Raw genomic sequence first — 22,826 nt, 5'->3', positions numbered from 1 at the left:
AGTAATTTGTGCCGTGGGCGTTGGGTTCACGGCAGCGCCACCACCACCGCCCCGCGCTTGCGCCCGGTCTCCACATAGGCATGTGCCGCAGGCAGGTCTGCAAACGGGTAGGCGCAGTCCAGCACCGGCCGCAGCACACCGGCCTGGGCCAGGCCCATCAGGGTCTGCAGGTCCTCAGGCCGCTCGGCCGCCGGGCCGCCAATGCTGCGGCGCGTGCCGCGCGGGCGGGCCAGCACCTGCGCCAGGCTGCCCGCCACCGCCAGGTAGCGGCCATGCTCTGTCAGGCGCGGCAGGCAGGCGGCAAAGCTGCTCGCGCCCACGGTGTCGGCCACCACGTCCCACTGCTGCGGGTCCTGGGTGAAGTCCTCTTCGGTGTAGTCGATCACGGCCTGTGCGCCCAGCGCCCGGGCCAGCGCCACATTGCCGCCGCTGCACACTGCCGTGACATGCGCGCCCCGGTGCCGCGCCAACTGCACCATGGCGCTGCCCACGGCGCCCGCCGCGCCGATCACCAGCAGCGATTCGCCCGCGCGCAGGTTTGCCTTGTTCAAGAAGTGCAGTGCCGCCAAGCCACCAAACGGCAGGCAGGCCGCATCCACAAACGACAGGCGAGCAGGCTTGTGCACCAGAGGCCGGGTGCTGGGCAACAGGCAGTACTCGGCATGGCCGCCCATGGCCACACCCGCCACACCCAACACGGCATCGCCGGGTGCAAAGCCGGTCACCGCACGGCCCACGGCCTCCACCACGCCTGCTACATCGGTACCCAGCACCGGCTGGCGCGGCCGCGTGATGCCAAACGCCAGCCGCCCCAGCAGGCCAAACCCGCGCGGCAGCTTCTGGGTGCGCACGCGCATGTCGGCCGACGACACACTGGCCGCCAGCACCCGCACCAGCACATCGCGCGGGCCAGGCACGGGGCGCGGCAGGGTGCGCAGCCGCAGCACATCGGTGCCGCCATAGCGGGTACAAACCCAGGCGAGCATGGTGGTGGACGTGGGCAAGGTGAGTGTGTGCATGGGCAACAAGGCAGGGCGCCCGGTGGCGCAGTCGAAGAGGTGGGCGGGGTGGAGGTGCCTGCGGGCAGCTTAGGCGGCTGGGTGGGGCGCGCACAACCCGACCGTGGGAGGGGCGGCCGACAGTGACCATGCCCCAACTGCACGTTACCCTTGTCGGCCTGCTGGATTGACTGACTGATTGATTCATTGCTGCAAAGGCCTACCGTGCACCCCACGCTCTACACCGTTGCCTACCCCGTCTGCGCCGCCGAGGACATGTTGGCCATCGACACCTGGCGCGCCGCCAACGACCCCACCGGCCATGCGCTGGTGCGCCCGCACTTCACGCTGGTGTTTGCCAGCAACGCGGTGGACGCAGCCACCTACCTCACCCATGTGGCGGTGGTGGCAGAGCGCACGGCACCCATCGCGTTTCACTGCCGCTACGCCATGCTGGGCGCCGACGCCCACAGCCCGCGCGCCCATGCCTACCTGGTGCCTGACGAAGGCTACGCCGCGTTGTCGCTGCTGCACGACGCGCTCTACACCGGGCCGCTGGCCGATGCGTTGCGGCTGGATTTACCTTACACCCCACACATCACTGTGGGCACTTTCGAGTCCGCGCCTCTGGCGCGCGCGTGGTGCGCTGCGCGCAACCAGGCGGGCGTGTCGGTGCCGGGCCAGGTGGCCGCGCTGTGGGTGGGGTAGGTGGTGGACGGGCGGTTCGAACACCGGGGGCAGTTTGAACTGATCGGCTAGTTTCTTGAAGCAAAAAAGGCTGTTGCTGCGCGTCCATCAAGCGCTTTAAGCTATCAAATGTGTAGCTTTCTTGGGGCGCCACTCAAGGCCGCTGCGCCATCACCTGCGCATACAGCGCCTGCGCCGCTACCGACAGGCTTTCATCCCTGCGCCGCACCAGGTAGATCTGGCGGGTGAGCCCTGGCAGCGACAACGGCCGCGTGACCAGCCCCGGCTGGTCAAAGTGGAACAGCGTGAGCGCGGGCACCACGCTGATGCCCAGGCCCGCGCGCACCATGCCCATCACGGTGGCGAGCTGCTCCACCTCCATCAGCGTGTGCATGGCCTGTGGGTGCAGGGCGGCCTCCAGGTACTGGCGCACGCTGCTGGTGCGCGCCAGGTGGATGAAGGGCCAGGCGGCCAGGTCCTGCGCGGTGATGGCCTTGCGCCTGCGTGCCAGTGGGTGGTCGGCCGGGCACACCAGATAAAAGTTGTCGCTGCAAAACGGCTCGGCCTGCAGCGCGGGGGTGTCGGCGCGGATGGCGGCCAGTGCAAAGTCGGCATGGCCGCTGGCCACGCGGTCGATGCAGGGCTCGGACAGCACATCGGCAATGTCGATCTCGATGCCCGGGTGCGCCGCGCGGTACTGCGCCAGCACGCCCGGCAGCCAGCCCGCCGCCAGTGACGGCAGCAGGGCCACGGCCACACGCCCGCGCTGCAGCGTGGCGGCATCGCGCACGGCCGACAAGGCGTTGGTGATCTCGGCGCGGATGCGGCGGGCCGACTCCAGAAAGTTCTGTCCCTCGGGCGTGAGATCCACATGCCGCGTGCTGCGGTCGAACAGGCGCAGGCACAGGTCGTCCTCCAGCGCGCGGATGAGGGCGCTGAACGCGGGCTGCGACAGGTGGCACAAGGTGGCGGCGCGCGTGAAGCTGCGCTGCTCGGCCAGCGCGAGGAAGGCGTCGAGCTGGCGGCTGGAGAGGTGGGGGGCGCTCATGCAGGATGGGTGTGATTCATCTGATTTTCAGATGTATTCATCGTAACAATCGATTTCACAGAATACCGCCATGTTCCTACAGTCACGCTCAGGAGACAACGGATTCATGCCGAACGACCAAAAGAAAACCAATCTGCTGGTGGGCTGCGCCGCCGGCTTCTCGGGCGACCGCACCGATGCGGCCCTGCCTGTGGTGCAGGCGCTCATCGCCAGCGGCCAGCCTGCGGTGCTCATCTTCGAGACGCTGGCCGAGCGCACGTTGGCCCTGGCCCAGCTCGCCCGCCGCACCGACCCCGATGCTGGATATGAGCCGTTGCTGGTGGACCTGCTGCGCCCCGTGCTGGCGCAGTGTCTAGCGCACGGCGTGCGCATCGTCAGCAACTTTGGCGCGGCCAACCCCCACGGCGCTGCGCGCCGCATCCACGCGCTGGCGGCCGAACTGGGCCTGGCCCGCCCGCGCATCGCCGTGCTGCAGGGCGACGACCTGAGCGGCCCTGAACACCGCGCGTTGCTACAGGGCGCGCTAGGCAGCGCGATGCCCACCGAGCCCATCGTCAGCGCCAATGCCTACATTGGCGCGCAGGCCATTGCCGATGCGCTGCGCGCGGGCGCCGACATCGTGGTGTGCGGCCGTGTGGCCGACCCATCACTGGTGCTGGGCCCCGCGCTGGCGCACTACTGGTGGGCGCTGGACGACTGGGACCGGCTGGCCCGCGCCACCATGGCCGGGCACCTGCTGGAATGCGGCGCGCAGGTCACAGGCGGCTACTTTGCCGACCCCGGCTACAAGGACGTGCTGGGCCTCGCCCAACTGGGCTACCCCATCGCCGAGATCGACGCCGACGGCCACTGCACCATCACCAAGCCAACCGGCACGGGCGGCTGTATCACCGAACGCACGGTGAAGGAACAGCTGCTGTACGAGCTGCATGACCCGGCGGCGTACCTCACGCCCGATGTGGTGGCCGACATCACCACCGCCCGCGTGACCACGGTGGGCGCCGACGCTGTGCGGCTGGAGGGCGTGCAGGGCCATGCACGGCCTGCCACGCTCAAGGTCAACGTGTGTTTTGAATCGGGCTGGTTTGCCGAGGGCGAAATCTCCTACGCCGGCCCGCGCTCCGAAGCCCGCGCCCGGCTGGCGGGCGAGGTGCTGCGCGAGCGCCTGCACGGCCTGGGCCCGCTGCGCATTGACCTGATTGGTGTGACCAGCATCTTTGGCGACGACACCAGTCGCTGGCTGGATGCCCCCCACAACGATGGCAATGACCCCCGTGACGTGCGCCTGCGCGTCGCCCTGCAGCACCGCGACCACGCCATCGCCCAGCGCCTGGTGCGCGAGGTGACCGCGCTCTACACCTGTGGCCCCGCCGGCGGTGGCGGCGTGCGCACCGCCATGCGCCCACGCCTGGGCACGGTGTCGTGCCTGGTGCCGCGTGATGTGGTGGCCGTGCGTTTCGAGATGGTGGAGCCCGCACTGCGGCCACTGGAGGTATCACCTTGACCGGCGTAAAAAGCAAATCCCCGAGTCCACGGCCCTCCAACATGGCGCAGCCCGTGCCATCGGCCGCCGTGCAAGGGCCGCCCCGCCGCACCGGCGGCGTCCCCCTCGGGGGGGAAGACGCGCAGCGTCTCAGGGGGGGCTTCCTGTCTGTTCCCTTGTATCGCCTGGCCCACAGCCGCACCGGCGACAAAGGCAACCGCTCCAACATCAGCGTCATCGCCTGGCACCCCGCGCTGTGGGATGTGCTGGTCGAACAGGTCACCGAGGCCGCCGTGGCACAGCAGTTTGCGCAGCGCCGCCCGCGCCAGGTCACGCGCTACCTGCTGCCGCAACTGCAGGCCATGAACATCGTGCTGGACGACGTGCTCGACGGCGGCGTGAACGATTCGCTCAACCTCGACAGCCACGGCAAGGCGCTGAGCTACCTGCTGCTCGATATGCCCGTCACGGTGCCCGCGCACCTGGCGCCGCACTTTGGCGGCCATACGGCCTAGACCTTTGATTTCGTTTTTCCATCCATACCAACACCAGGAGACAACATGACCCATTCATCCCCCCGCCGCGCTCTGCTCGCCACTGCCGCCGTAATGGCGCTCGGTGCATTGCACGCCCCCGCTGCGCTCGCCCAAGCGGCCGGTGCCTACCCGGCCAAGGCCATCACTTTTGTCGTGCCCTTTGCCGCAGGCAGCGCCACCGACCAGCTGGCACGCGCGCTGGGCCAGTCCATCACCAACGACACCAAGCAGCCCGTGGTCATCGACAACAAGGCGGGTGCCAGCGGCATGCTCGCCGCGTCGGCCGTGGCCAAGTCAGCGGCCGATGGCTACAGCGTGCTCATCACCACCAACACCACCCACGCCGCCAACGAGCACCTGTACAAAAAGCTCTCGTACGACCCGGTGAAGGACTTTGCCCCCGTCACCGGCCTGGGCAAGGGCGGGCAGGTGCTGGTGGTCAACGCCAGCGCGCCGTACAAGAACGTGGGCGAGTTGCTGGCCTTTGCCAAGAAGAACCCCGGCAAGCTCAGCTTTGGCAGCGGCAGCTCGTCAAGCCGCATGGCGGGCGAAATGCTCAAGCAGCTGGCGGCTGTGGACATCCTGCACGTGCCCTACAAGAGCAACCCGCTGGCCATTACCGACCTGCTGGGCGGGCAGATCGATTTGATGATCACCGACACCTCCACCGGCGTGCCGCAGGTCAAGGCGGGCAAACTGCGCGCGCTGGGCTATTCCACGCAAAAGCGCAGCGCGCAATTGCCCGATGTGCCCACGCTGGACGAAGCGGGCGTGAAGGGCTACGACATGGGCTACTGGTTTGCAGCCTACGTGCCCGCAGGCACGCCCGCGCCGGTGGTGGCGCGCCTGAACGAGCTGCTGACCGCCGCCACCAAGAGCGCAGCGGCCAAGAGCTTCTTTGAGAACGCGGGCTCCGAAGCCTGGACCACCACGCCCGATGAGCTGGCCAAGTTCCAGGCTGCAGAGACGCAGAAGTGGGGCAAGGTCATCAAGGCGGCGGGCATCGAGGCCGAGTAAATCGAAGGCCTGGTAGCGGCGGTGGGTAACACGCGCTGCGCCGGGTCTTCACTCCCTCTCCCCTCGCGGGAGAGGGGCGGGGAGAGGGTGCTCTTCTTCCGAGCGCCGCGCCCCGTGCTCCCCCCTCTCCCCATCCCTCTCCCTCCAGGGGAGAGGGAGTTTCAGAGCGCTTTCAAAGGGGTGTGAATATCAAGCCAAATAGGCCTCTGCCGCCTGATGCATAAGTGCTGTTAGCTATTAATTTTGTAGTGATTCAGCCCAAGCGACTATCCCTCACCACGGCACCCCAGCAAACCGTTCCACCAAAAAATCCAGCAAGGCCCGCACCGCAGGCGACAAGTGCCTGCGCGACGGGTACAGCGCATAAATCGTCATCACCGGCAAGTCCCACTGTGGCAACACCGCCTGCAGCTCGCCGCTGTGCAGGTAGGGGTTGACCAGATACGTCGGCTGCATCGCAATGCCGCCGCCCGCCAGCGCGGCGCGCATCAGCGTGGTGGCCTCGTTGGCGCTGAAATGGCCGCTCACGCCCACACGCTCCACCACCTCGCCGCGCGTCAGCTGCCACACGCTTTTGCCAAAGTTGGCATAACTCAGGCACCGGTGCTGCGCCAGGTCGGCGGGTTGCAGCGGCACGCCGTGCGCGGCCAGGTAGGCGGGGGATGCCACCAGCACCGAATCACACCGCGCCAGCGGCCGACCGATGAGCAGCGGGTCGGGCTCGGCGCTGATGCGGATGGCCAGGTCGATGCGCTTTTCCACCAGGTTCAACGATCCTTCGCTCGCGTCCAGGTCGATCTTGAGCTGCGGGTGTTGCGCCAGAAAGTCCGCAATCGCCGCACCCATCTGCGCAAACGCAAACGACACGCTGCAGGTCAGTCGCAGCTGCCCGCGCAGCGCGCCCTCGGTGGTGGTGGCGGTTTCTTCTTCCAGGTCTTGCGACAGCGCCAGCATCTGCTGGCAGCGGCGCAGCGCGTGTTCGCCCGCGTCGGTCAGCGTCACGCTGCGGGTGGTGCGCTGCAGCAGCCGCGCCTGCAGCCACTGCTCCATCTCGCCCACATAGCGCGTGACCATGGCACGCGACATATCCAGTTTGTCGGCCGTGGCGCTGAAGCTGCCGCTGGTGGCGACTTCGGCAAACACATGCATGGCGGTCAGGCGGTCCATAGAGTGATTATTTGATCGATTTATGAAACAAATATGCGCGAATTATCGGGTTTATTGGATCGATTGGCGCAAATAAACTTCATTCCGTCATCTGCACAACCTCTCAAAACCCCGGAGAAACCACCATGTTCCGCACTACCCTCATCGCCGCCACCCTCGCCGTTGCCTTCACGGGCGCCCAGGCCGCCCAGCCCCTGCAAGTCAAGGTCTACAACGCCGACGGCAACAGCTTCAACGTCAACTCCACCCTGGTCTATGGCGAGAAGGAAGCCATGGTCATCGATGCAGGCTTTACCCGTGCCGACGCGCTGCGCATTGCTGCCAACGTACTCGACACGGGCAAAGAGCTGAAGACCATCTACGTGAGCCAGGCCGACCCCGACTACTACTTTGGCGTCGAGACGCTGAAAGAAATCTTCCCCAAGGCCGACGTGGTGACCACGCCCGCTGTGCTGGAGAAGATCAATGCCAAGCTCGCCACCAAGCTCTCGTTCTGGGGCCCCAAGATGGGTGCCAATGCACCGCGCACGCCCGTGCTGCCCAAGGCCATCGCGGGCAACACGCTGAGCGTGGACGGCCAGGCGGTCGAGATCCGTGGCACCACCGGCCTGCTGGCGCACCGCCCGTATGCATGGATCCCGTCCATCAAGGCCATCGTGGGCAACATTGGCGTGGTGGGCACCAACACCCATGTGTGGACGGCCGACACACAAACCGTGGCCGAGCGCAGCGCCTGGGTGGCCCAGCTCGACGAAATGGCCGCGCTGCAGCCCACGGTGGTGGTGCCCGGCCACATGCCCGCAGGTGGCGCGCTGGACGCCGCCAACATCAGCTACACCAAGGGCTACCTGCAAGCGTTCGAGAAGAACGCCGCGGCCACCAAGACCAGCGCCGAACTCATCGACGCGATGAAAAAGGCCTACCCCGCAGCGCCCATGGGCCTGTCGCTGGACATCGGTGCCAAGGTCAACAAGGGCGAGATGAAGTGGTGAGATGACGTGCTGAAAGCTGTCAAAGCAAGTTGTTGAAAGGAACCAGATCGTGAGCACGCACCCGCTCCAACAAGTCCTGCAGCACCTGCACGCCGGGCGCTGGAACGCGGCGCACGATCTGGTGCAACACGATGGCTCCATGCTCGCCGCCTGGCTGCACGGCATCCTGCACCTGCAAGAGGGCGATCTGGAAGACGCCGAAAACTGGTACGACCGCGCCGCCCGCCATTTCCGCAGCCGGGGCACGCTGGCCGAAGAGATTGCGGCTTTTGAAGCCGCACTGACTGCGTCTGATACCTCAGATCCCAACGAAAGAATTTGACCCATGCCCACCGTCACCGTGACCTATCTGTTCGACCCCCTGTGCGGCTGGTGTTATGCCGCCGCGCCCGCACTTAAGTTCCTGCAAGCGCAGGAGGGTGTCGAGGTGGTGCTGGCCCCCACCGGCCTGTTTGCAGGCGCAGGCGCGCGGCCCATGGACGCGCAATTTGCCGCCTACGCCTGGGCCAACGACCAGCGCATCCAGCAGCTCACCGGCCAGTCTTTTACGCAGGCTTACCGCAACCAGATTCTGGGTGCCACGGGCGGCCGTTTTGACTCCGGCCCCGCCACGCTGGCCCTCACGGCCGTGGCCCAGACTGCGCCCACGCGCGAGCTGGATGCGTTGCACGCTTTGCAGCACGCCCGCTATGTGGAGGGGCGCGACAACGCAGACCCCGCTGTGATCGCCGAAGTGCTGCGAGCCATGGGCCTGCCAGAAGCTGCCGCCCTGGCCTTGGCGCCAGACAACACCTTGCAGCGCGCCACCGCCGAACGCACCGCCACCGCCCAGGCCACGCTGCGCGCCGTGGGTGCGCGTGGTGTGCCGCAACTGGTGGTTACAGGGCAGGGTGGGGCGCTGCGGTTGCTGGGCGGCAATGCGCTGCTGGGGCCGCGCGAGCAATTGCTGGCGCTGGTGCGGGCGGCGGCTGCGGATTGAACGCGGCGGAAGTGCGCGGCTTTGAAACAACACCAAAACCGTTCACGCTGAGCTTGTCGAAGCGCGGTCCAGGGCTTCGACAAGCTCAGCCCGAACGGTTGGGATGGCTGATCGCGAGTCCGTAGGAAAACGCCCGCGCAGCCTCACTCCATCGACGGATCAATCAGCACCTTGGCCCCGGTATTGCGCGGGCCATAAAAGGCAATCGCCTCCGCACTCAGCGCCCCTGCCAGCGACACCGTGCGCGCATAGTGGCTTGCAAACGTGGTCTTCAGCTCGGCCGCCACGCGCGCGCGCAGCGCCTGGGTGGCTTCATTGCCAATCTTCTGCAGAAACGGAAACAGCAGCCATCCGCCCATGCCCCAGGCCATGCCAAAGGTGCGGTGCACTTCGGTGGGCCGCGTGTCCAGGTGGCCGTACAAATACACCTGCTTGTGCACGGCCGAACCGTAGCGGCTGTACTCCTTGGCCGTGCGGTTGATGGCGGCCTCCATGCACTGCAGGATCTGCCCAGCCAGCGTGCCGCCGCCCGTGGCGTCGAACGCAATCGTGGCACCGGTGGCAGCCAGCGCATCCGTCAGGTCGGCCATGAAGGTGGGCGCGCTGCTGTCGCACACATACTGCGCGCCCATCTCGCGCAGCAGCGCCGCCTGCTCGGGTTTGCGCACGATATTGACCAAAGCGATGCCGTCCTTCTGACACACCTTGTTCAGCATCTGCCCCAGGTTGCTGGCCGCAGCGGTGTGCATCAGCGCAGTGTGGCCCTCGCGCTTCATCGTCTCCACCATGCTCAGCGCCGTGAGCGGGTTCACAAAACACGATGCGCCCTCGGCCGCCGTGGTGCCGGGTGGCAACACCAGGCATTGCGCCGCAGGCATGGCGCGGTATTGCGAATACATGGCGCCGCCAATCACGGCCACGGTGCGCCCCAGCAGTGCCTGCGCTGCGGGCGATGCGCCTGCGGCCACCACCAGGCCTGCGCCCTCGTTGCCCACCGGCATGCTCTGGCCCAGGCGTGCGGCCATGTTGGGCATGGCGCGCTCGGGGATGCGGGCCGTGGCCACCGGCCGATCGGCCGTGCCGCTGACCTGCACGGTAGACAAATCGGCCGGGCCTAGCAGCAGGCCGATGTCCGACGGGTTGATGGGGGTGGCCTGCACCTGGATCAGCACCTCATCAGGCCCCGGCGTTGGCACGGGCGTGGGCTCCAGGCTGAGCTGCAAAGTGCCGTCGGGCTGGACGAGGGAGCGCAATTGCAAGGCAGTGGTGGGGATGGTGGCGGTGGTGGTCATGAATGCCTTTCGAGAGGAAAGTGGGCGCGCCTTGTATTCCTCAGAGCGGCCCGGTGGCAAGCATTAGAACGTGATTGCGCCACAAACACCGTCGCGCAAGTGCCTTGTGGCGTCAGGGGCGGCCTGCGCGCGCCTGCGCCCTTAGAACGTGTTTACGATCTCCCAGGGGGCGCGCAGCGGCCTTTTCGGGATGGGATGCTAGGCGCGGTGCGCAGTGGATAGCCCGGCTATCCACAAGCGCCGCAACGCCGCAGACCGCCCGACAAGGCCACTGCCCTTCGGGTTGGAGCGAAATCGGGCGATTGAACGCCCCGGCTGCTTGCATGGGCACGAGCCCATGCGGCGGATCCGAGGCGTCCACTCATCCCGATTTCGCTCCAACGCGATCCCCTGCGAGATCGTAAACACGTTCTTAGTACCCCAGCGTCCGCACCATCTGCTCATACATCGCATCCACCGCCGGTGAGCGCTGCGACACCTTGCTGCGCAGCACCGCCACATGCATGGCATCCAGCGGCGGCAGGTCAAACTCCGCCGGCAGGTTCTGCAAGATCTGCAGGTGGGGCGGCACGCTGCAGCGCGTGAGCACGGCCACGGCCAGGCCGCTTTCCACGGCGGCCAGTTGGCCTGCCAGGCTGGAGCTGTGGTACACGATGCGATAGGCCCGGCGCCGCGCCGCCAGCGCCGACAACGTGGCCTGCCGCGCCATGCTGGCCGATTCGTACACCGCAATGGGCAGCGGGTCGCGCCGCCACACCTCGTACTGCGCAGCGCCAACCCACACCAGCGGCTCATCAAACAGAAAGCGCCCGCGCTGCGGCTTGTCGCGCGAGACCAGTGCCAGGTCCAGCTCACCACGCCCCAGGCGCGGGATCAGCGATGTGGACTGCTCGCACGTCAGCTCAATCTCCACCCCCTGGTAGCGGTGGGCAAAGCTGCGCAGCACCGGCGTGAGGTAAGCCGACGCATAGTCGTCCGGCACCCCCAGCCGCACCCGGCCCGCCAGCTTGGGGCCGAACAGCGCAGCGTGCGCCTCGGCCTGCAGGTCCAGCACGCGGCGCGCGTAGGACAGCAGCTCCGCGCCCGCCGGCGTCACCTCCAGGTGGCGCGGCCCGCGCAGCAGCACGGGGCGGCCCAGCGCGGTCTCCAGCTTCTTGATCTGCATGCTCACGGCCGACTGCGAGCGGTGCACCAGCGGCGCCGCGCCCGAGAGCGAGCCCGCATCCACCACCGCCACGAAGGCGCGCAGCCAGTCGATCTGAAAGTCTGGGTAGTTCATGGGCGGTTTGCTTTGAATTCGTTTATCGAATGGTATCTGTTCGATTTATCCGTTTTACAGCGTAGCCCGAAACCCGGAGCATCGACGGCATGAACCACTCCCCATCCCACACTGCCGCATCGCCATCCCTTGCCAGCACGCCACAGCCCGCCAACGCACAAGCCAGTGCACAAGCCAACGCACTCGCCCGCGAGCGCGACGGCCAGTGGCTGCTCATTGCCGGTGGCGTGCTGCTGGGCACCATCGGCGTGTTTGTGGAAGAGGCGGGCCAGCACCCATTGGTCACCGTGTGGTTTCGCTGCGCATTTGGTGCGCTGGCGCTGCTGGCATGGTGCCTGGCCACAGGCCGGGGGCGTGAGCTTTTGCTCAGCGGCAAAGCGCGCTGGGTGGCCTGCGCCACGGGCGTGCTCATGGTGCTCAACTGGGCGCTGTTCTTTGCGGCCATCCCCCGCACCTCCATCGCCGTGGCCACGGTCATCTTTCACATCCAGCCCATCTGGGTCATCGTGTTTGGCGCGCTGTTTCTGCGTGCGGCCATCTCGCCCCTGCAGTGGCTGGCCACCCTGGCGGCGCTGACGGGCCTGGTGCTGACCACCGGGCTGCTTGACAGCACGGCCGCAGCCGCTGCCGCAAGCAGCAGCCAGGGTTACGTGGCGGGCGTGCTGATGTGCCTGGGCGGCTCGCTGTGCTACGCGGGCGTCACGCTGCTGGCCAACACGCAAAAGGCCATCAGCCCCTACGCCATGGCCCTGTGGCAATGCCTGGTGGGCGCGGTGGCGCTGGCATGGGCTCCCTTTGTGCTCGGGTGGCCGCCACTGGGCGCCGCTTGGGGCTGGCTGCTGGGCCTGGGCGTGCTGCACACGGGGCTGGCCTATGTGGTGCTGTTCGCGGGCATGGCGCGCCTGGGGCTGGGGCGCATTGCGGTGCTGCAGTTTGTGTACCCGCTCACCGCTGTGCTGGTGGACTGGGCGGTGTATGGCCGCACGCTCAGCCCCGTGCAGTTGGCGGGCGTGGGGCTGATGGCGGCGGCGCTGTGGACGCTGCGGCGGCCCAGGCTCGCCAGCTGACTGGCGGCTACTGTGCCATCAGCCGCACCACCACCGGCAGGTGATCCGAGCCCAGGTTCGGCCCGGTGCTCGCATCCACCCTTAGCCACCCCGGCGAGGCCAACACATGGTCCAGCGGCAATACGGACAGCCAGCCCCAGGCGTTGGGCCACGTGGGCAACGCGGGTCCCGCGCGGCGCATCTGCGCTTGCTCTGCACCCCACAGGCCCCGTGCCCAGGGCGTGGTGTTCAGGTCCCCCGCCATCAGGCCCAGTCCGCCGGCCTGGGCGAGGTGCCGGGCTTCGTCCTGCAGCGCCTGATCGCGCGCGCGGCTGAAAGCGCTGCTTAGCGGGGGCATGGGGTGCAAGGCACTCAAGTGCACTTGCCGGTCGTTCCATGTCAGCGTGGCGCGCAGGCGCAGGGTGTCGTGTTCGGTGCGGGGATGCAGCACCTGCGCGTCATTCAAAGGGTAGCGCGACACAATTGCCAGCCCAAACGGGTCGGGCTGCGGCGCCGTCAGGCGGTGCGGGTAGCGCGCGGCGATGGCGGGGTTGTGCGCCAGTGCGGCGTGGGCCAGCTGGGTGTACTCCACCAGCACCAGCACGTCGGGCGCGTCAGCCGATTCCAGCCACTGCGCCAGCGGCGTGAAATCCCTGGTGGCCAGATTCAGGTTGGCCGTTCCCAGGGTCAGCACAGGCGCATCGGCAGGCCGGGCGGATGCCTGGGTCAAGATGGCAGGCTGCCACAAGAAGCACATCGTCAGCACCAGCGCTGGCAACACCTGCCACCACGCGCGCCGCAGCGCCAGCAGCACACCCAGGGCCACCGCACCCACGGCGGCATACAGCCATTGCCAATGTGCGGCCAGTTCCGCCAGCCATTGCAACATCGGCATTTGGTCGATGGGCAGCATGCGGGACACCGGGGCTGTCAGTGCGCCGAGGGCGCACAGCCAGGCCAGCCATTGGGCGCGGGCAGAGATGAAGCGGGAAACCGTCGAACGGGTGGGCATGGCTACGGACTACAAGCTGGGACGCGGCATTGTGCGCGCCACATCCTTCGTGGCCGCGTGTGCCGCTTCCAGTGGAGGTGTCCCTCATGCATTCAAAGTGCGCGTTCCGCCACGGGAACCCACACCACATTGCGCTGCGCACATTCCGCTTCGCCAGGCGGCTGCCACAGGTCGCTGGCCAGCTCAAAGATGTGCGGTGGCACTACCATCGAAAACGTTGCGCCCTGCTGAGTATTTCGCCGCAACACACGCTCGCGCCGCAGCTCGCGCGGGGCGTCCAGCACGTACACCACCACGGCATCCGCCCATGGTCCCATGCGTGCATAGAAGGCATCGCGTTGTGCCTGCTGAATCAGGCCCACCTCCAGCACCACATCGCCCCCCGCATTCAGCACGGCCTCGGCAGTTTTCCAGATCTGCGCAAGGCAGCGCAGCGTGCGCGGCACGTACCAGGCCATCACGTCTGCCGTGTCTGGGCTGCTGTGCCGGTCAGGCGAAAACAGCGTGGCCATCCAGTCGTCCAGGTTCAATGGCACAGCGCGGTGCTGCTGCACCAGTTGACGCACAAAAGTCGACTTACCCGCGCCGACCGGGCCAATGACCAGGTGAATGCGGGGCGGGGTGGCGCTGGCAACGCTTGCAGCGGCGGGTGGCGTGAAGGACGTGGGCATGAGAAACGGCTCCAGAAATGCAAAAAGCCCTCTCTGCAAGCAGGGAGAGCTTTCAAACGAAGGGCGAAAAAAAGCCCTCGACGGTGGTGGAGGGCTTTGTGGTTCGCTCCGACCCAAGGGATCAGACGCGATGAGGCAGTGTAGGTGCCCGCTGCGGGTTGCGTCAACCCAAGGGTCCCGCGGTGTGGCGATTGCCGAACAGCGCTTAAGGCGCTTTGGATGCCGCGATGTGCCGCTGAAAAAAGGTCAGCACCTGCGCGTTGAACTTCTGGTGAAAAGCCACCCGGTCAAACCCCGGCGCATCGCGGCAGATATCCGGCGCTGTCTCGGCCAGCGCTGGCGAGCAGGGCGCCAGAAAGGCGAAGTGCCCGGCGTTGGCCGCCAGATGCCAGTCGGGCGCGCTGGGCAGACCCTGGCGCACCGTCTCCACGCTTTGCAGCGTGACGCCATCACCACCCAGTGCTGAGGCCCACAGCTGGATGGGGGTTTTGACGTGCCCCAGGCCCTTGGCATCGAAGACGCTCAAGGGGTCGACGATGACTGCCGCCCGAATGCGCGGGTCCGGCGCGGGCGTGGCGGGGATTTCTTTGCGCCGGATCTCGCCGCACAAGGGCCGGGTGGATAGCGGCGAGCACAGGTCTTGCCGTGACGTCCAGTCCGGCACGGCGCCGATGGCCACCAGGCCCGTGTAGCCGCCGCGTGAAAAGCCAAAGAAACCGACCTTGCCCGCGTCCAGCTGCGCGCGCTGGGGCCAAGCGCCCAGCATGTAATCCGTGAGCCGCTTCATGTCCACCGGCCGCGTGGCAAAGGCCGACAGGTAGCCCTGGCGGCTCAGGTCTTGAAAGTTGTCGCCCGGGTGGCTGATGGCGGCCACCACATAACCTGCGTCGGCCAGCGTGGCCGCCGTGTCGTGGTGCCCCAGGGCCGATCCGCCCGCGCCGTGCGACACCACAACCAGCGGCAGGCCCTGGCCAGCTACGGGGCAGTCCCGCGTGCCTTGCAGCACCAGCGGCGCCAGATCGATGCGGCCCGGCGGCGTGCTGCAGGGCGACCACACGGCGCCGCGCAGCGCGGGCCCGTCCTTGTCCGCGGGCACCTCGATCAAGGCAAAGCCCGCCGCCTGGGCCAGGGTGGCGGCGCAGCACAGCGCTGCGGGCAAAAGGGAACGAAAGAGCCAGCGAAAACGGGTCATAGGGAGGTGGTGGGGCGGATGGGAATCAGCAGGTCGGTGCGCAGGTCCGCCTGCGCGGCGTTGCGCGGGGAGTTGAGGTAGTGCTCCAGCGTGGGGCGGTCGTCCGGCTCATAGCCGCTGGCCGGGAGCCAGCGTGTGTGGATGGCCGCCAGTGCCGCGTTGATGCGCGTATAGGGGCCGGTGAGCGTGTGGCGTGCGTACAGGCCTGCCGGGATGTCCAGCCGTTCCAGCCCGCCATCTGCCGCAGGGAGCGGCTCTGAGAGCACCACCGCCGCGTAGTAGCGAAACCCGCCGCCCAGGTCCTGCGGGTCTCCGCACGATGCGCCCAGCCGGTGGGCTGCGCGCTGGCCGCACTGCAGGTACAGCCGCCGCTGCGTGTGGGGAATGGTGGATGGCGGCCCCTGGTGGCGCAGTGCATGCAGGCGTTGCGCCGGGCGCTCGACGATCTGCACGGCCAGAGTTTGCTCGGCCTTTGCATGCGCGTTTGCGTGCGCGTTTGCGGAGCCTGGATCAAGGATGAGGCGGTGCATGTCCCGCTGGAACGCCCGTGGCGACTGCCCGGTGAACTGGCTGAACGCGCGGGTGAAGGCCTGCGGGCTGTCGTAGCCCACCTCCAGCGCCACCTGCGTGATGCTCTGCCCGCCTTGCTCCAGCAGCCGCGTGGCCAAGGCCAGGCGCACGCGGCGCACCGTGGCGGCCACGGTTTCGCCCGCAATGCTGCTGTAGACGCGGTGAAAGTGGAAAGGGGAAAAGTGGGCAATGGCGGCCAGGTCCTCCAGCCGATGCGCTGCCAGCGGGTGCGCCACGATGTGGGCGATCACCCGGGCCACGCGGTCGCGGTAGTGCTGATCGGCGCTTTGGTCCAGGCTCATGGCCGCAGAGTGTGCCGCAGCTTGCGCGCCGGTACTTAGCCGATCTTGCTACTTTGTGGCCTGGTGCCGCGGCAGCGCTGCGCTACTTAGAGCGGTTAACAAAACTCAGCGAAGCGATTCTGGCTAGGCGCTGCGTCGCAGGCAGTACGAGCAGTACGACAAGACGGGGCAACAACGCCAGAAGAGTTTTGTTAGCTGCTCTTATTGCCCAAACACCAGCGCCTGGTGCGCCCCCACACCCGCCAGCACGCCTTCGGCCGAGGCCAGCGTGGCGTTGTGCCGCATCAGCGTCAGGTCGCCAGCGGCATACACGCCGGGCACGGTGGTCATCTTGTTGGCATCGGTGCGGAGGTAAGGGCCCATGGGCCCATCGTCGAACGCGCAGCCCAGTTGCTCGGCCAGCGGGCTGGCAGGGCGGGTGGTGGCTGCCACATACAGCGCATCCAGCGGCACCACGCGCGCATCACCGCCGCCAGTGGCTTGCAGCCGCGCACCCTGCAGCGCCTGGCCCGGGCCTTCCAGCGCGGCGATGGGTGCGGGCTCGATGGTGATGCCCAGCGCCAGCAGTCGCTCGCGCTCGGCGGTCTCCAGCGTGGTGTCGCCGTTCAGGAAGAGGGTGGTCGGGCCCCAGTCGGCAATCAGCTGCGCGTGCATGGCCGAGCCTGCCGAGTGGTACAGCACGCCCAGCCGCTGGCCTGCAAACTCGTAGCCGTGGCAGTAGGGGCAATGCAAAACCGTGGCGCCCCAGCGCTCGCGCAGGCCTGCAATCTCGGGCAAACCATCCTGCACGCCAAACGCCAGCACCAGCTTGTGGGCCTCCAGGGTTGCGCCATCGTCCAGCACCACTTCAAACCCGTTCTCGGGTGACCCAGCGCGTTGCTGCGCCGTGGCCGACACCACCGTGCCCTGCACAAAACCCACCGTGGGGTAGGCCGCCAGCTTGCGCCGCGCCTGCTCGATCATCGCCAGCGGCGGCTCGCCGTCTTGCCCGAAGAAGCCGTGCGACGCTGCCGCAAACCGGTTGCGCGGCTGGCCTGCGTCCACCACACACACCCGCCGCCGGGCACGCGCCAGCTGCATTGCGGCCGACAGGCCGGCAAAGCTGCCGCCTATCACGATCACCTCATACGCCTGGGTTTTTGCCATTGCTGCTGTCGCCATGCTCAATCTCCTTGTGACCGTGGCACCCGGCCACCATGCGTTCATGAAACTCGGCCGACAGCTGTGCCAGCGTCACCTCGCCCAGCCGCGCCAGCAGCGCCTCTTCGGCCGCCTGGTAGGCATCGGTCAGCGCGCGGTTCACCGCTTGCTCCACGATGCAGCCGGGGCTCTCCACGCGGTTGCCCACCGCCAGTAGCGTGGGCGCGCCCAGCGCCTCGTAGATGTCGCGCAGCGTGATGTCGGTGAGCGGGCACGACAGCACCCACCCGCCGCCGTGCCCCTTGGCCGACGACACAAAACCCGCATACCGCAGCCCCGCCATCAGGCGGCGCACGACGACTGGGTTGGTCTGCATGGCCTGCGCCATCGCCTCAGAAGTGGCGGGCCCCTCCATCTCTGCCATGTGCAGCAGCGCGTGGAGAACGTTGGAAAGTCGGCTATCTCGTTTCATGCAACATTAAAAGTTGCGTGATGCTAGCATGCAACCAGAAACAGCGCTGGCGCACGAACAGAATGCTCCTGAATTAATAGCTTCTAGCGCTTGATGGATAAGCGCTAGAGGCCAATTTGGCTTGATTTCTTTGACACGTTGCCCACCCCAACCGTTCGGGCTGAGCTTGTCGAAACCTTGCGCGGGCTTGGCAAACCGGCGGACCCAGCCCATCGCCAACCGTCGCACCCACCGCACACCAGACCACACCATGATCCATCCCACCGCATCCCCCTTCACCGACCCCGCCGCGGTCGCCCGCTATGCCGAAGGCCCCCGCCGCAACGTGCCCGGCTACGACAGCCTGCTGCGCATGTCCCGCATCCTGATGGCCGAGCGTGTGCCCGCCGACGGCCGCGTGCTGGTGGTGGGCGCGGGCGGTGGGCTGGAGCTGGAAGACATGGCGCTGGCGCACCCCGGCTGGCGGTTTGACGGCGTGGACCCGAGCCAGCCCATGCTGGACCTGGCGGCGCAGCGGCTGCAGAGCGCGGGCGTGCCCGGCGACCGCGTGGCGCTGCACCACGGCTATGTGCAGACCGCACCAGCCGGGCCATTCGATGGCGCCACGTGCCTGCTGACTTTTCACTTTGTGCCGCGCGAGGATCGCGTGCCCATGCTGGTGGAGATCCGGCGGCGGCTCAGGCCCGGGGCACCGCTGGTGGTGGCGCATCTGAGCGTGGCGGATGGTGCTGGCCCCGGTGGCGAGGGCGGGGCAGGGGAGCGCGATCTGTGGCTGTCGCGCTATGCCGCGTTTCAGGTGGCGTCCGGCGTGCCGCCGGAGCATGCGGCCAGGGCGCGAGACAAGATTGCGGCGGAGCTGGCCGTGCTGACGCCGCAGGAAGACGAGGCGATTCTGCGCGAGGCTGGGTTCAGCGATGTGCAGATGTTTTACACGGGCTTTGCGTTCCGGGGCTGGGTGGCATCGGCCTGCTAGCAAGCAATGAAAGCGGGCCAGCTCATTGGACCTGCATGTCCGCACCTTGCTCACCCCCGGGCTGTCTTGCGGCAGGGGTCAACGGCCCTCGGCCAGCCGGTGGTGCATAAAAAATCTTCAACGCACAGGCGCCAGCGCCCACCGGTCCTTCGACGCTTTCACCAGAAAATCAATCACCGCCTTCACCCTGGCCGCATTGCGTCGGCCTGGTGACGACACCGCGTACAGCGTGTGCACGGTGCGAGACGCAAACGGCGCCAGCACCTCCACCAACCGGCCCTGCGCCACATCAGCCGCCGCGAGCGGGCTGGACAGCATGCCGATGCCCGCGCCGCTCACCAGTGCGTGGTGCACCAGGGCCGAACTGCTGGCGGCCAGGCGCGAGCGCACGGTCACCTCCAGCGGCTTGCCTTGTGCATTGCGAAAGGCCCAGGTCACGGCAGGCCCCTGCGCGGTGTGCGTCACGGTGTGGTGTTGCTGCAAGTCGCTGGGGTCGGCGGGCGTGCCGTGCTGTTCCAAATATCCAGGGGCCGCATACAGGCGCCGCTCAAACCGGCCCAGCTCGCGCGCCACCACCAGGTCGCTGTGGCCCACGGTGGTGCGCAGCGCCACGTCGATGCCCTCCGTCACCAGGTCTGCCACGCGGTCGTCGGCCAGCAGCTCCACCCGCAGCGCGGGGTAGCGCACCTGCAGGTCCGCCAGGTGGGGCAGCACCAACGCCTCGCAAATCTCCTGGCTGGAGGCCAGGCGCAAGGTGCCCGCCACGCGGCTGCGCTGGTCAGACAGCGATGCCCCGATGTCCTCCAGCTGCGCCAGCAAGGCACGCGCTTCCTGCGCGAGTTCTGCGCCCTCGGGCGTGGCCGACAGGCCGTGCGTGGACCGGCGCAGCAAGCGCACGCCGTAGCCGGCCTCCAGCCGGTCTACACCGCGCGCCACCACCGACACCGCCACATCCATCTCGCGCGCCGCTGCAGAAAACGAGCGCAGGTCGAGCGACCGCACCAGCCACCGCAGGTCGGCCGGATCGGGGAGGAAGGAGCGGGGTTCTTTTTTCATCGTGCGCGCCTTTGCGTGCGGAGCAAAAGCCATTATCGCCACGGGCGGTTTCCGTGGCGGGGCGCAATTTCTACAGTGAAGGCTCGTTCAACCCCATGAGTTTTACAGGAGCCCTCCATGCCCATCCTCAACGTCAAAGTGTCTGCCCAACGCACGCCCGAGCTGTCTGCCCGCATTGCAGAAACCCTGCTCGACCTGACCACCCGCGTGCTCGGCAAGCGGCGCGACCTCACCGCCGTGGTCATCACCTTTGTGGACCCGGCCGACTGGTACGTCGCCGGCCGGTCGCTGGCCGACCTCAAGCAATCAAGCTTCTACTTCGACGTCAAGGTGGTGGACGAGACCAACACCAAGGCCGAGAAGGCGCGCTACATCGCCGAGGCGTTCGCAGCCTTCGAGGGCCTGCTGGGCGCGCTGCACCCCGAAAGCTATGTCTACGTGCAGGACGTTCGCGCCGCAGCGTACGGCTTTGGCGGCCGTACGCAGGAGTACCGCCACCAGCACCCCGAGCAATAAGCAACCAAGCAATCAATCAAGCCATCCACCAATAGCTACTTACCCAGGAGCACCAACATGACGATGACGACAACAAACAACCACCTTGCCGATGTGATCGTGGACCAGGCGCTGGAGCGCGCGGGCCTGGCGGACTGGATACCCGAAGGCGAAGGCAAGTGGTCCCTGCCCATTCAGTTCCTGCCCGACGACGCTGGGTGGGTAGAGCTGATGCGCCTGTCCCCCGGCACGCGGCTGGGCCTGCACCGGCACACCGGCGAAGTGCACGCCCTGACGCTGGCGGGCGAGCGCCGCCTGAACGATGGCCGCGTGGTGCGGCCGGGCGACTACATCCACGAGCCCGCCGGCAATGTGGACTGGTGGGAGGCGACGGGTACCGAAGAGCTGCTGGTGCATGTGGTGGTCAAGGGGAGCGTGGAGTACCTGGGGCCGCACCACACCGTGCTGCAGCGGATTCGCACGGCCGACCGGCGGGCGGATTTCCAACGCTGGTGCGAGGCGGTGGGCGTGGTGCCGCGAGATCTGCGCTGAGAATGTGCTTCGCGCATCGCGCTCGTGGGTGCGCTGCCAAGAGAGGCTGGTTGTAGGCGCAAGCGGCGGGATGGAGCTGGATGACGTTACGCTAACGCATCCCAGTTGCCGGTTCGCCGGCTATTGGCAGATCACCCAAGTCAAACTGGTGACGTTGAATTGAGCGCGGCCGCCTGTAGTCTTTGCGATTAAGCCACTGAGGGGCCAACAATTTTGGCGATCACACGCGAACAACTTGTTCTTAAGCGTGCAAGCTTTGCCCTAGATAATCCCGAACCTGGAACAGATTCAGCGAGAACTTCGATGCGTCTTCCGGGCGCACAACAATGATCAGCTTATTTGAGAACGCACGTTCGCTCGCAGCGTCGGCGAAGGATTGAGCAATACGTTCGATCATTTTCTTTCTGGGATAGGGAACCCGCCCGCGCCCCGTGCCCATCAATGGCATCACGATGTCGCCTACCTCGGCCTTAGCCGCCAAGCTCTCCCAAAGCTTCTCAAGCGCCTCGTCGATCATCTTCAGGTCTGATCGGGCGTTCTTGTTCTCTTCCATGTGGGACATTGCTACAAGGTAGAAGTTCTTGCTGTGCGCGCTGACACGGGCGACTGTGCCGATGGGATATTCCTTCTTCTTGCCCGGCCTCTTCTCGTTGGTGATGAACTGATCTCTTTCAAGCGAAGCTTCGATCTGCCGATCAATCTCGGTGGTCTGGCCATTAAAGTAATTCGTCGCCAACTGACCTTGCAGGCTAGACGCGGCGATCAGCCCTGACGACATGTCCGTGTCGAATGTAGAGCTGGTACTGATGATGACCTCACCGGGAGTTTTGAAGAGGTCGCCGATCACAACTTCTATTGCGAAGTCCTTCTGCGGAATCTTGTAGCTGATGCGTGAGAGCGGCCGCCGGGTGGACAGCACGTATAACAGTGCTAGCACGACCAAGATGATCAGTCCGTAGTAACTATGCTGGTCTTTCTTATAGATGTTGAATGCGTCTGCCAAATCAACGCACAAGTACAAGATGCCCATGACGGCGAAGAACTTGCCAATGGCCTTCCCCGAGAACAGCGCGTAGCGCCAATAGGCCCTCGTTTTAATCGAATCGTAGAAGTAGCTCATAAACCGAGCCGCCTGTAGACGTCATCGTTGTAGTAGCGATTCCCGCTGTTACCGGCGCTGCGCAGCGAATGAAACTCGGCAGGCCAGTGGTCCATCGCGTGTTCGATGATGTTGTGATTGAACGATGTGTAGACCACCAGTTGATCTCGAATCGTGGGCGGGCAACGGTCATCCATCCGTCGGCTCCCGTTCAAGTTCACGCCAATGATGGGCAGTCCGAGGCGCAAAGCCACTTCCATTTCCCACTTGACGAACTTGGTCAGGTACTTAGTGCTTGCTCCGATGAGCACCACAAGCAGCTTGGAGTTTGCAAAGCGCTCTCGAAGCTGGCGCTTGATGCTCTCCTCTTGGCTCGAATCGCTCGCCGTATTCAATTCGTGGGCGTTGTTGAAATTGAGCGAAAACCCGTCATTCGCCTTCCACGCCGTCATGAGACGGTAGTAGTGCATGTCGTTGTCGCCATCAAAGGCGATGTAGGTCTTGTTGCGGTACGCCATCGAGCCTCCCTCCTCAGGTTGCGGGATTTTAGAGGTGCGCCGCTGTTGGGCGACCGCGATAGCGGTGACTGAGTGTCGAGGTCCCATACTGCAATCTTGGATTGGTACCGCCCAACCGATACCTGTGTTCGCATCGTTTCCCAAGTCGTCACTTTGAATAGATTTTGGTCAAAGTTCAGTCTTGCCCGGCCAAAGTAGACCGCATAGCATCCCTGTCAAGCACCCGCCCCCATGAGGTGCTGCACAAAAC

At 66.4% G+C, this 22,826-nt stretch carries 25 protein-coding genes; 11 read left to right on the top strand and 14 right to left on the bottom strand.

Annotated features, from left to right (window positions below):
- Window positions 1-26: 26 nt before the first annotated feature.
- Complete coding sequence (locus ACTPOI_RS26070) at window positions 27-1,019, bottom strand: NAD(P)-dependent alcohol dehydrogenase (protein ID WP_440114595.1); 993 nt, start codon at window positions 1,017-1,019, stop codon at window positions 27-29.
- Between the two features lie 186 nt (window positions 1,020-1,205).
- On the opposite strand from ACTPOI_RS26070, the gene ACTPOI_RS26065 reads away from it, so the two are divergent.
- The gene (locus tag ACTPOI_RS26065; protein ID WP_440114592.1) at window positions 1,206-1,706 is read left to right on the top strand and encodes a 2'-5' RNA ligase family protein; all 501 of its coding nucleotides are present in this window, start codon (window positions 1,206-1,208) and stop codon (window positions 1,704-1,706) included.
- A 133-nt stretch (window positions 1,707-1,839) separates the two neighbouring features.
- Here ACTPOI_RS26065 and ACTPOI_RS26060 read toward each other — a convergent pair whose 3' ends face one another.
- Window positions 1,840-2,733 (bottom strand): LysR family transcriptional regulator, encoded by an 894-nt coding sequence (locus ACTPOI_RS26060; RefSeq protein ID WP_440114589.1) that lies wholly within the window; start codon window positions 2,731-2,733, stop codon window positions 1,840-1,842.
- Window positions 2,734-2,839: 106 nt separating this feature from the next.
- On the opposite strand from ACTPOI_RS26060, the gene ACTPOI_RS26055 reads away from it, so the two are divergent.
- The 3 genes from ACTPOI_RS26055 (at window position 2,840) to ACTPOI_RS26045 (ending at window position 5,769) form a co-directional block, all read left to right on the top strand.
- On the top strand, window positions 2,840-4,237 hold the full coding sequence (locus ACTPOI_RS26055; RefSeq protein ID WP_440114586.1) for an acyclic terpene utilization AtuA family protein: 1,398 nt from the start codon (window positions 2,840-2,842) through the stop codon (window positions 4,235-4,237).
- A 143-nt stretch (window positions 4,238-4,380) separates the two neighbouring features.
- Window positions 4,381-4,731 (top strand): AtuA-related protein, encoded by a 351-nt coding sequence (locus ACTPOI_RS26050; RefSeq protein WP_440114716.1) that lies wholly within the window; start codon window positions 4,381-4,383, stop codon window positions 4,729-4,731.
- A gap of 45 nt (window positions 4,732-4,776) precedes the next feature.
- A complete protein-coding gene (locus tag ACTPOI_RS26045) occupies window positions 4,777-5,769 on the top strand; it encodes a Bug family tripartite tricarboxylate transporter substrate binding protein (protein WP_440114583.1) in 993 nt (330 codons plus the stop codon).
- 273 nt (window positions 5,770-6,042) lie between these two features.
- On the opposite strand, the gene ACTPOI_RS26040 is transcribed toward ACTPOI_RS26045, so the two are convergent.
- Entirely contained in the window at window positions 6,043-6,936 is an 894-nt protein-coding gene (locus tag ACTPOI_RS26040) for a LysR family transcriptional regulator (RefSeq protein ID WP_440114580.1), read from the bottom strand.
- Window positions 6,937-7,061: 125 nt separating this feature from the next.
- Between ACTPOI_RS26040 and ACTPOI_RS26035 the strand changes: the two genes are divergently transcribed.
- Genes ACTPOI_RS26035 through ACTPOI_RS26025 form a run of 3 tightly spaced genes read left to right on the top strand, consistent with a single transcriptional unit; the run spans window position 7,062 to window position 8,907 of the window.
- Window positions 7,062-7,928, top strand: coding sequence for an MBL fold metallo-hydrolase (locus ACTPOI_RS26035; RefSeq protein WP_121506740.1), 867 nt, complete (start codon window positions 7,062-7,064; stop codon window positions 7,926-7,928).
- Window positions 7,929-7,977: 49 nt separating this feature from the next.
- Window positions 7,978-8,250, top strand: a complete 273-nt coding sequence (locus ACTPOI_RS26030) for a hypothetical protein (RefSeq protein ID WP_440114576.1) — start codon at window positions 7,978-7,980, stop codon at window positions 8,248-8,250.
- 3 nt (window positions 8,251-8,253) lie between these two features.
- The gene (locus ACTPOI_RS26025) at window positions 8,254-8,907 is read left to right on the top strand and encodes a DsbA family protein (RefSeq protein WP_440114573.1); all 654 of its coding nucleotides are present in this window, start codon (window positions 8,254-8,256) and stop codon (window positions 8,905-8,907) included.
- 143 nt (window positions 8,908-9,050) lie between these two features.
- On the opposite strand, the gene ACTPOI_RS26020 is transcribed toward ACTPOI_RS26025, so the two are convergent.
- Both ACTPOI_RS26020 and ACTPOI_RS26015 read right to left on the bottom strand, forming a co-directional pair.
- Window positions 9,051-10,199 carry a zinc-binding dehydrogenase gene (locus ACTPOI_RS26020; protein WP_440114570.1) on the bottom strand — a complete coding sequence of 383 codons (1,149 nt, stop codon included), beginning with the start codon at window positions 10,197-10,199 and terminating at the stop codon, window positions 9,051-9,053.
- A gap of 412 nt (window positions 10,200-10,611) precedes the next feature.
- On the bottom strand, window positions 10,612-11,478 hold the full coding sequence (locus tag ACTPOI_RS26015) for a LysR family transcriptional regulator (protein ID WP_440114567.1): 867 nt from the start codon (window positions 11,476-11,478) through the stop codon (window positions 10,612-10,614).
- Window positions 11,479-11,567: 89 nt separating this feature from the next.
- Here ACTPOI_RS26015 and ACTPOI_RS26010 point away from each other — a divergent pair, with 89 nt between their 5' ends.
- Window positions 11,568-12,545: a DMT family transporter gene (locus ACTPOI_RS26010; RefSeq protein WP_440114564.1), complete on the top strand. Its 978-nt coding sequence runs from the start codon at window positions 11,568-11,570 to the stop codon at window positions 12,543-12,545.
- Between the two features lie 7 nt (window positions 12,546-12,552).
- Here ACTPOI_RS26010 and ACTPOI_RS26005 read toward each other — a convergent pair whose 3' ends face one another.
- The 6 genes from ACTPOI_RS26005 to ACTPOI_RS25980 form a co-directional block, all read right to left on the bottom strand.
- Window positions 12,553-13,536 carry an endonuclease/exonuclease/phosphatase family protein gene (locus ACTPOI_RS26005; protein ID WP_440114561.1) on the bottom strand — a complete coding sequence of 328 codons (984 nt, stop codon included), beginning with the start codon at window positions 13,534-13,536 and terminating at the stop codon, window positions 12,553-12,555.
- A 92-nt stretch (window positions 13,537-13,628) separates the two neighbouring features.
- Window positions 13,629-14,207 carry an AAA family ATPase gene (locus ACTPOI_RS26000; protein WP_440114558.1) on the bottom strand — a complete coding sequence of 193 codons (579 nt, stop codon included), beginning with the start codon at window positions 14,205-14,207 and terminating at the stop codon, window positions 13,629-13,631.
- A gap of 205 nt (window positions 14,208-14,412) precedes the next feature.
- Window positions 14,413-15,399 (bottom strand): alpha/beta hydrolase family protein, encoded by a 987-nt coding sequence (locus ACTPOI_RS25995; protein ID WP_440114555.1) that lies wholly within the window; start codon window positions 15,397-15,399, stop codon window positions 14,413-14,415.
- Window positions 15,396-16,271 carry an AraC family transcriptional regulator gene (locus tag ACTPOI_RS25990; RefSeq protein WP_440114552.1) on the bottom strand — a complete coding sequence of 292 codons (876 nt, stop codon included), beginning with the start codon at window positions 16,269-16,271 and terminating at the stop codon, window positions 15,396-15,398. The genes ACTPOI_RS25995 and ACTPOI_RS25990 overlap by 4 nt, the downstream gene beginning before the upstream one ends.
- 201 nt (window positions 16,272-16,472) lie before the next feature.
- Window positions 16,473-17,432 carry an NAD(P)/FAD-dependent oxidoreductase gene (locus ACTPOI_RS25985; protein ID WP_440114549.1) on the bottom strand — a complete coding sequence of 320 codons (960 nt, stop codon included), beginning with the start codon at window positions 17,430-17,432 and terminating at the stop codon, window positions 16,473-16,475.
- Complete coding sequence (locus tag ACTPOI_RS25980; RefSeq protein WP_440114546.1) at window positions 17,395-17,883, bottom strand: Rrf2 family transcriptional regulator; 489 nt, start codon at window positions 17,881-17,883, stop codon at window positions 17,395-17,397. The genes ACTPOI_RS25985 and ACTPOI_RS25980 overlap by 38 nt, the downstream gene beginning before the upstream one ends.
- A gap of 250 nt (window positions 17,884-18,133) precedes the next feature.
- On the opposite strand from ACTPOI_RS25980, the gene ACTPOI_RS25975 reads away from it, so the two are divergent.
- On the top strand, window positions 18,134-18,856 hold the full coding sequence (locus tag ACTPOI_RS25975) for a class I SAM-dependent methyltransferase (RefSeq protein WP_440114543.1): 723 nt from the start codon (window positions 18,134-18,136) through the stop codon (window positions 18,854-18,856).
- A gap of 117 nt (window positions 18,857-18,973) precedes the next feature.
- On the opposite strand, the gene ACTPOI_RS25970 is transcribed toward ACTPOI_RS25975, so the two are convergent.
- Window positions 18,974-19,912, bottom strand: a complete 939-nt coding sequence (locus tag ACTPOI_RS25970) for a LysR family transcriptional regulator (protein WP_440114540.1) — start codon at window positions 19,910-19,912, stop codon at window positions 18,974-18,976.
- A 117-nt stretch (window positions 19,913-20,029) separates the two neighbouring features.
- Here ACTPOI_RS25970 and ACTPOI_RS25965 point away from each other — a divergent pair, with 117 nt between their 5' ends.
- Together ACTPOI_RS25965 and ACTPOI_RS25960 are read left to right on the top strand one after the other, a co-directional pair.
- Complete coding sequence (locus tag ACTPOI_RS25965; protein WP_094290820.1) at window positions 20,030-20,428, top strand: tautomerase family protein; 399 nt, start codon at window positions 20,030-20,032, stop codon at window positions 20,426-20,428.
- A 57-nt stretch (window positions 20,429-20,485) separates the two neighbouring features.
- A complete protein-coding gene (locus ACTPOI_RS25960) occupies window positions 20,486-20,959 on the top strand; it encodes a cupin domain-containing protein (RefSeq protein WP_440114536.1) in 474 nt (157 codons plus the stop codon).
- Window positions 20,960-21,200: 241 nt separating this feature from the next.
- On the opposite strand, the gene ACTPOI_RS25955 is transcribed toward ACTPOI_RS25960, so the two are convergent.
- Both ACTPOI_RS25955 and ACTPOI_RS25950 read right to left on the bottom strand, forming a co-directional pair.
- Window positions 21,201-22,079, bottom strand: coding sequence for a macro domain-containing protein (locus ACTPOI_RS25955; protein WP_440114533.1), 879 nt, complete (start codon window positions 22,077-22,079; stop codon window positions 21,201-21,203).
- Window positions 22,076-22,576 carry a TIR domain-containing protein gene (locus ACTPOI_RS25950; protein WP_440114530.1) on the bottom strand — a complete coding sequence of 167 codons (501 nt, stop codon included), beginning with the start codon at window positions 22,574-22,576 and terminating at the stop codon, window positions 22,076-22,078. The genes ACTPOI_RS25955 and ACTPOI_RS25950 overlap by 4 nt, the downstream gene beginning before the upstream one ends.
- Window positions 22,577-22,826 lie beyond the last annotated feature (250 nt).

The organism is Acidovorax sp. BL-A-41-H1 (assembly GCF_051942715.1).
The sequence above is the reverse complement of the archived record's forward strand: the minus strand, read 5'-3'. Positions and strand labels throughout refer to the sequence as shown.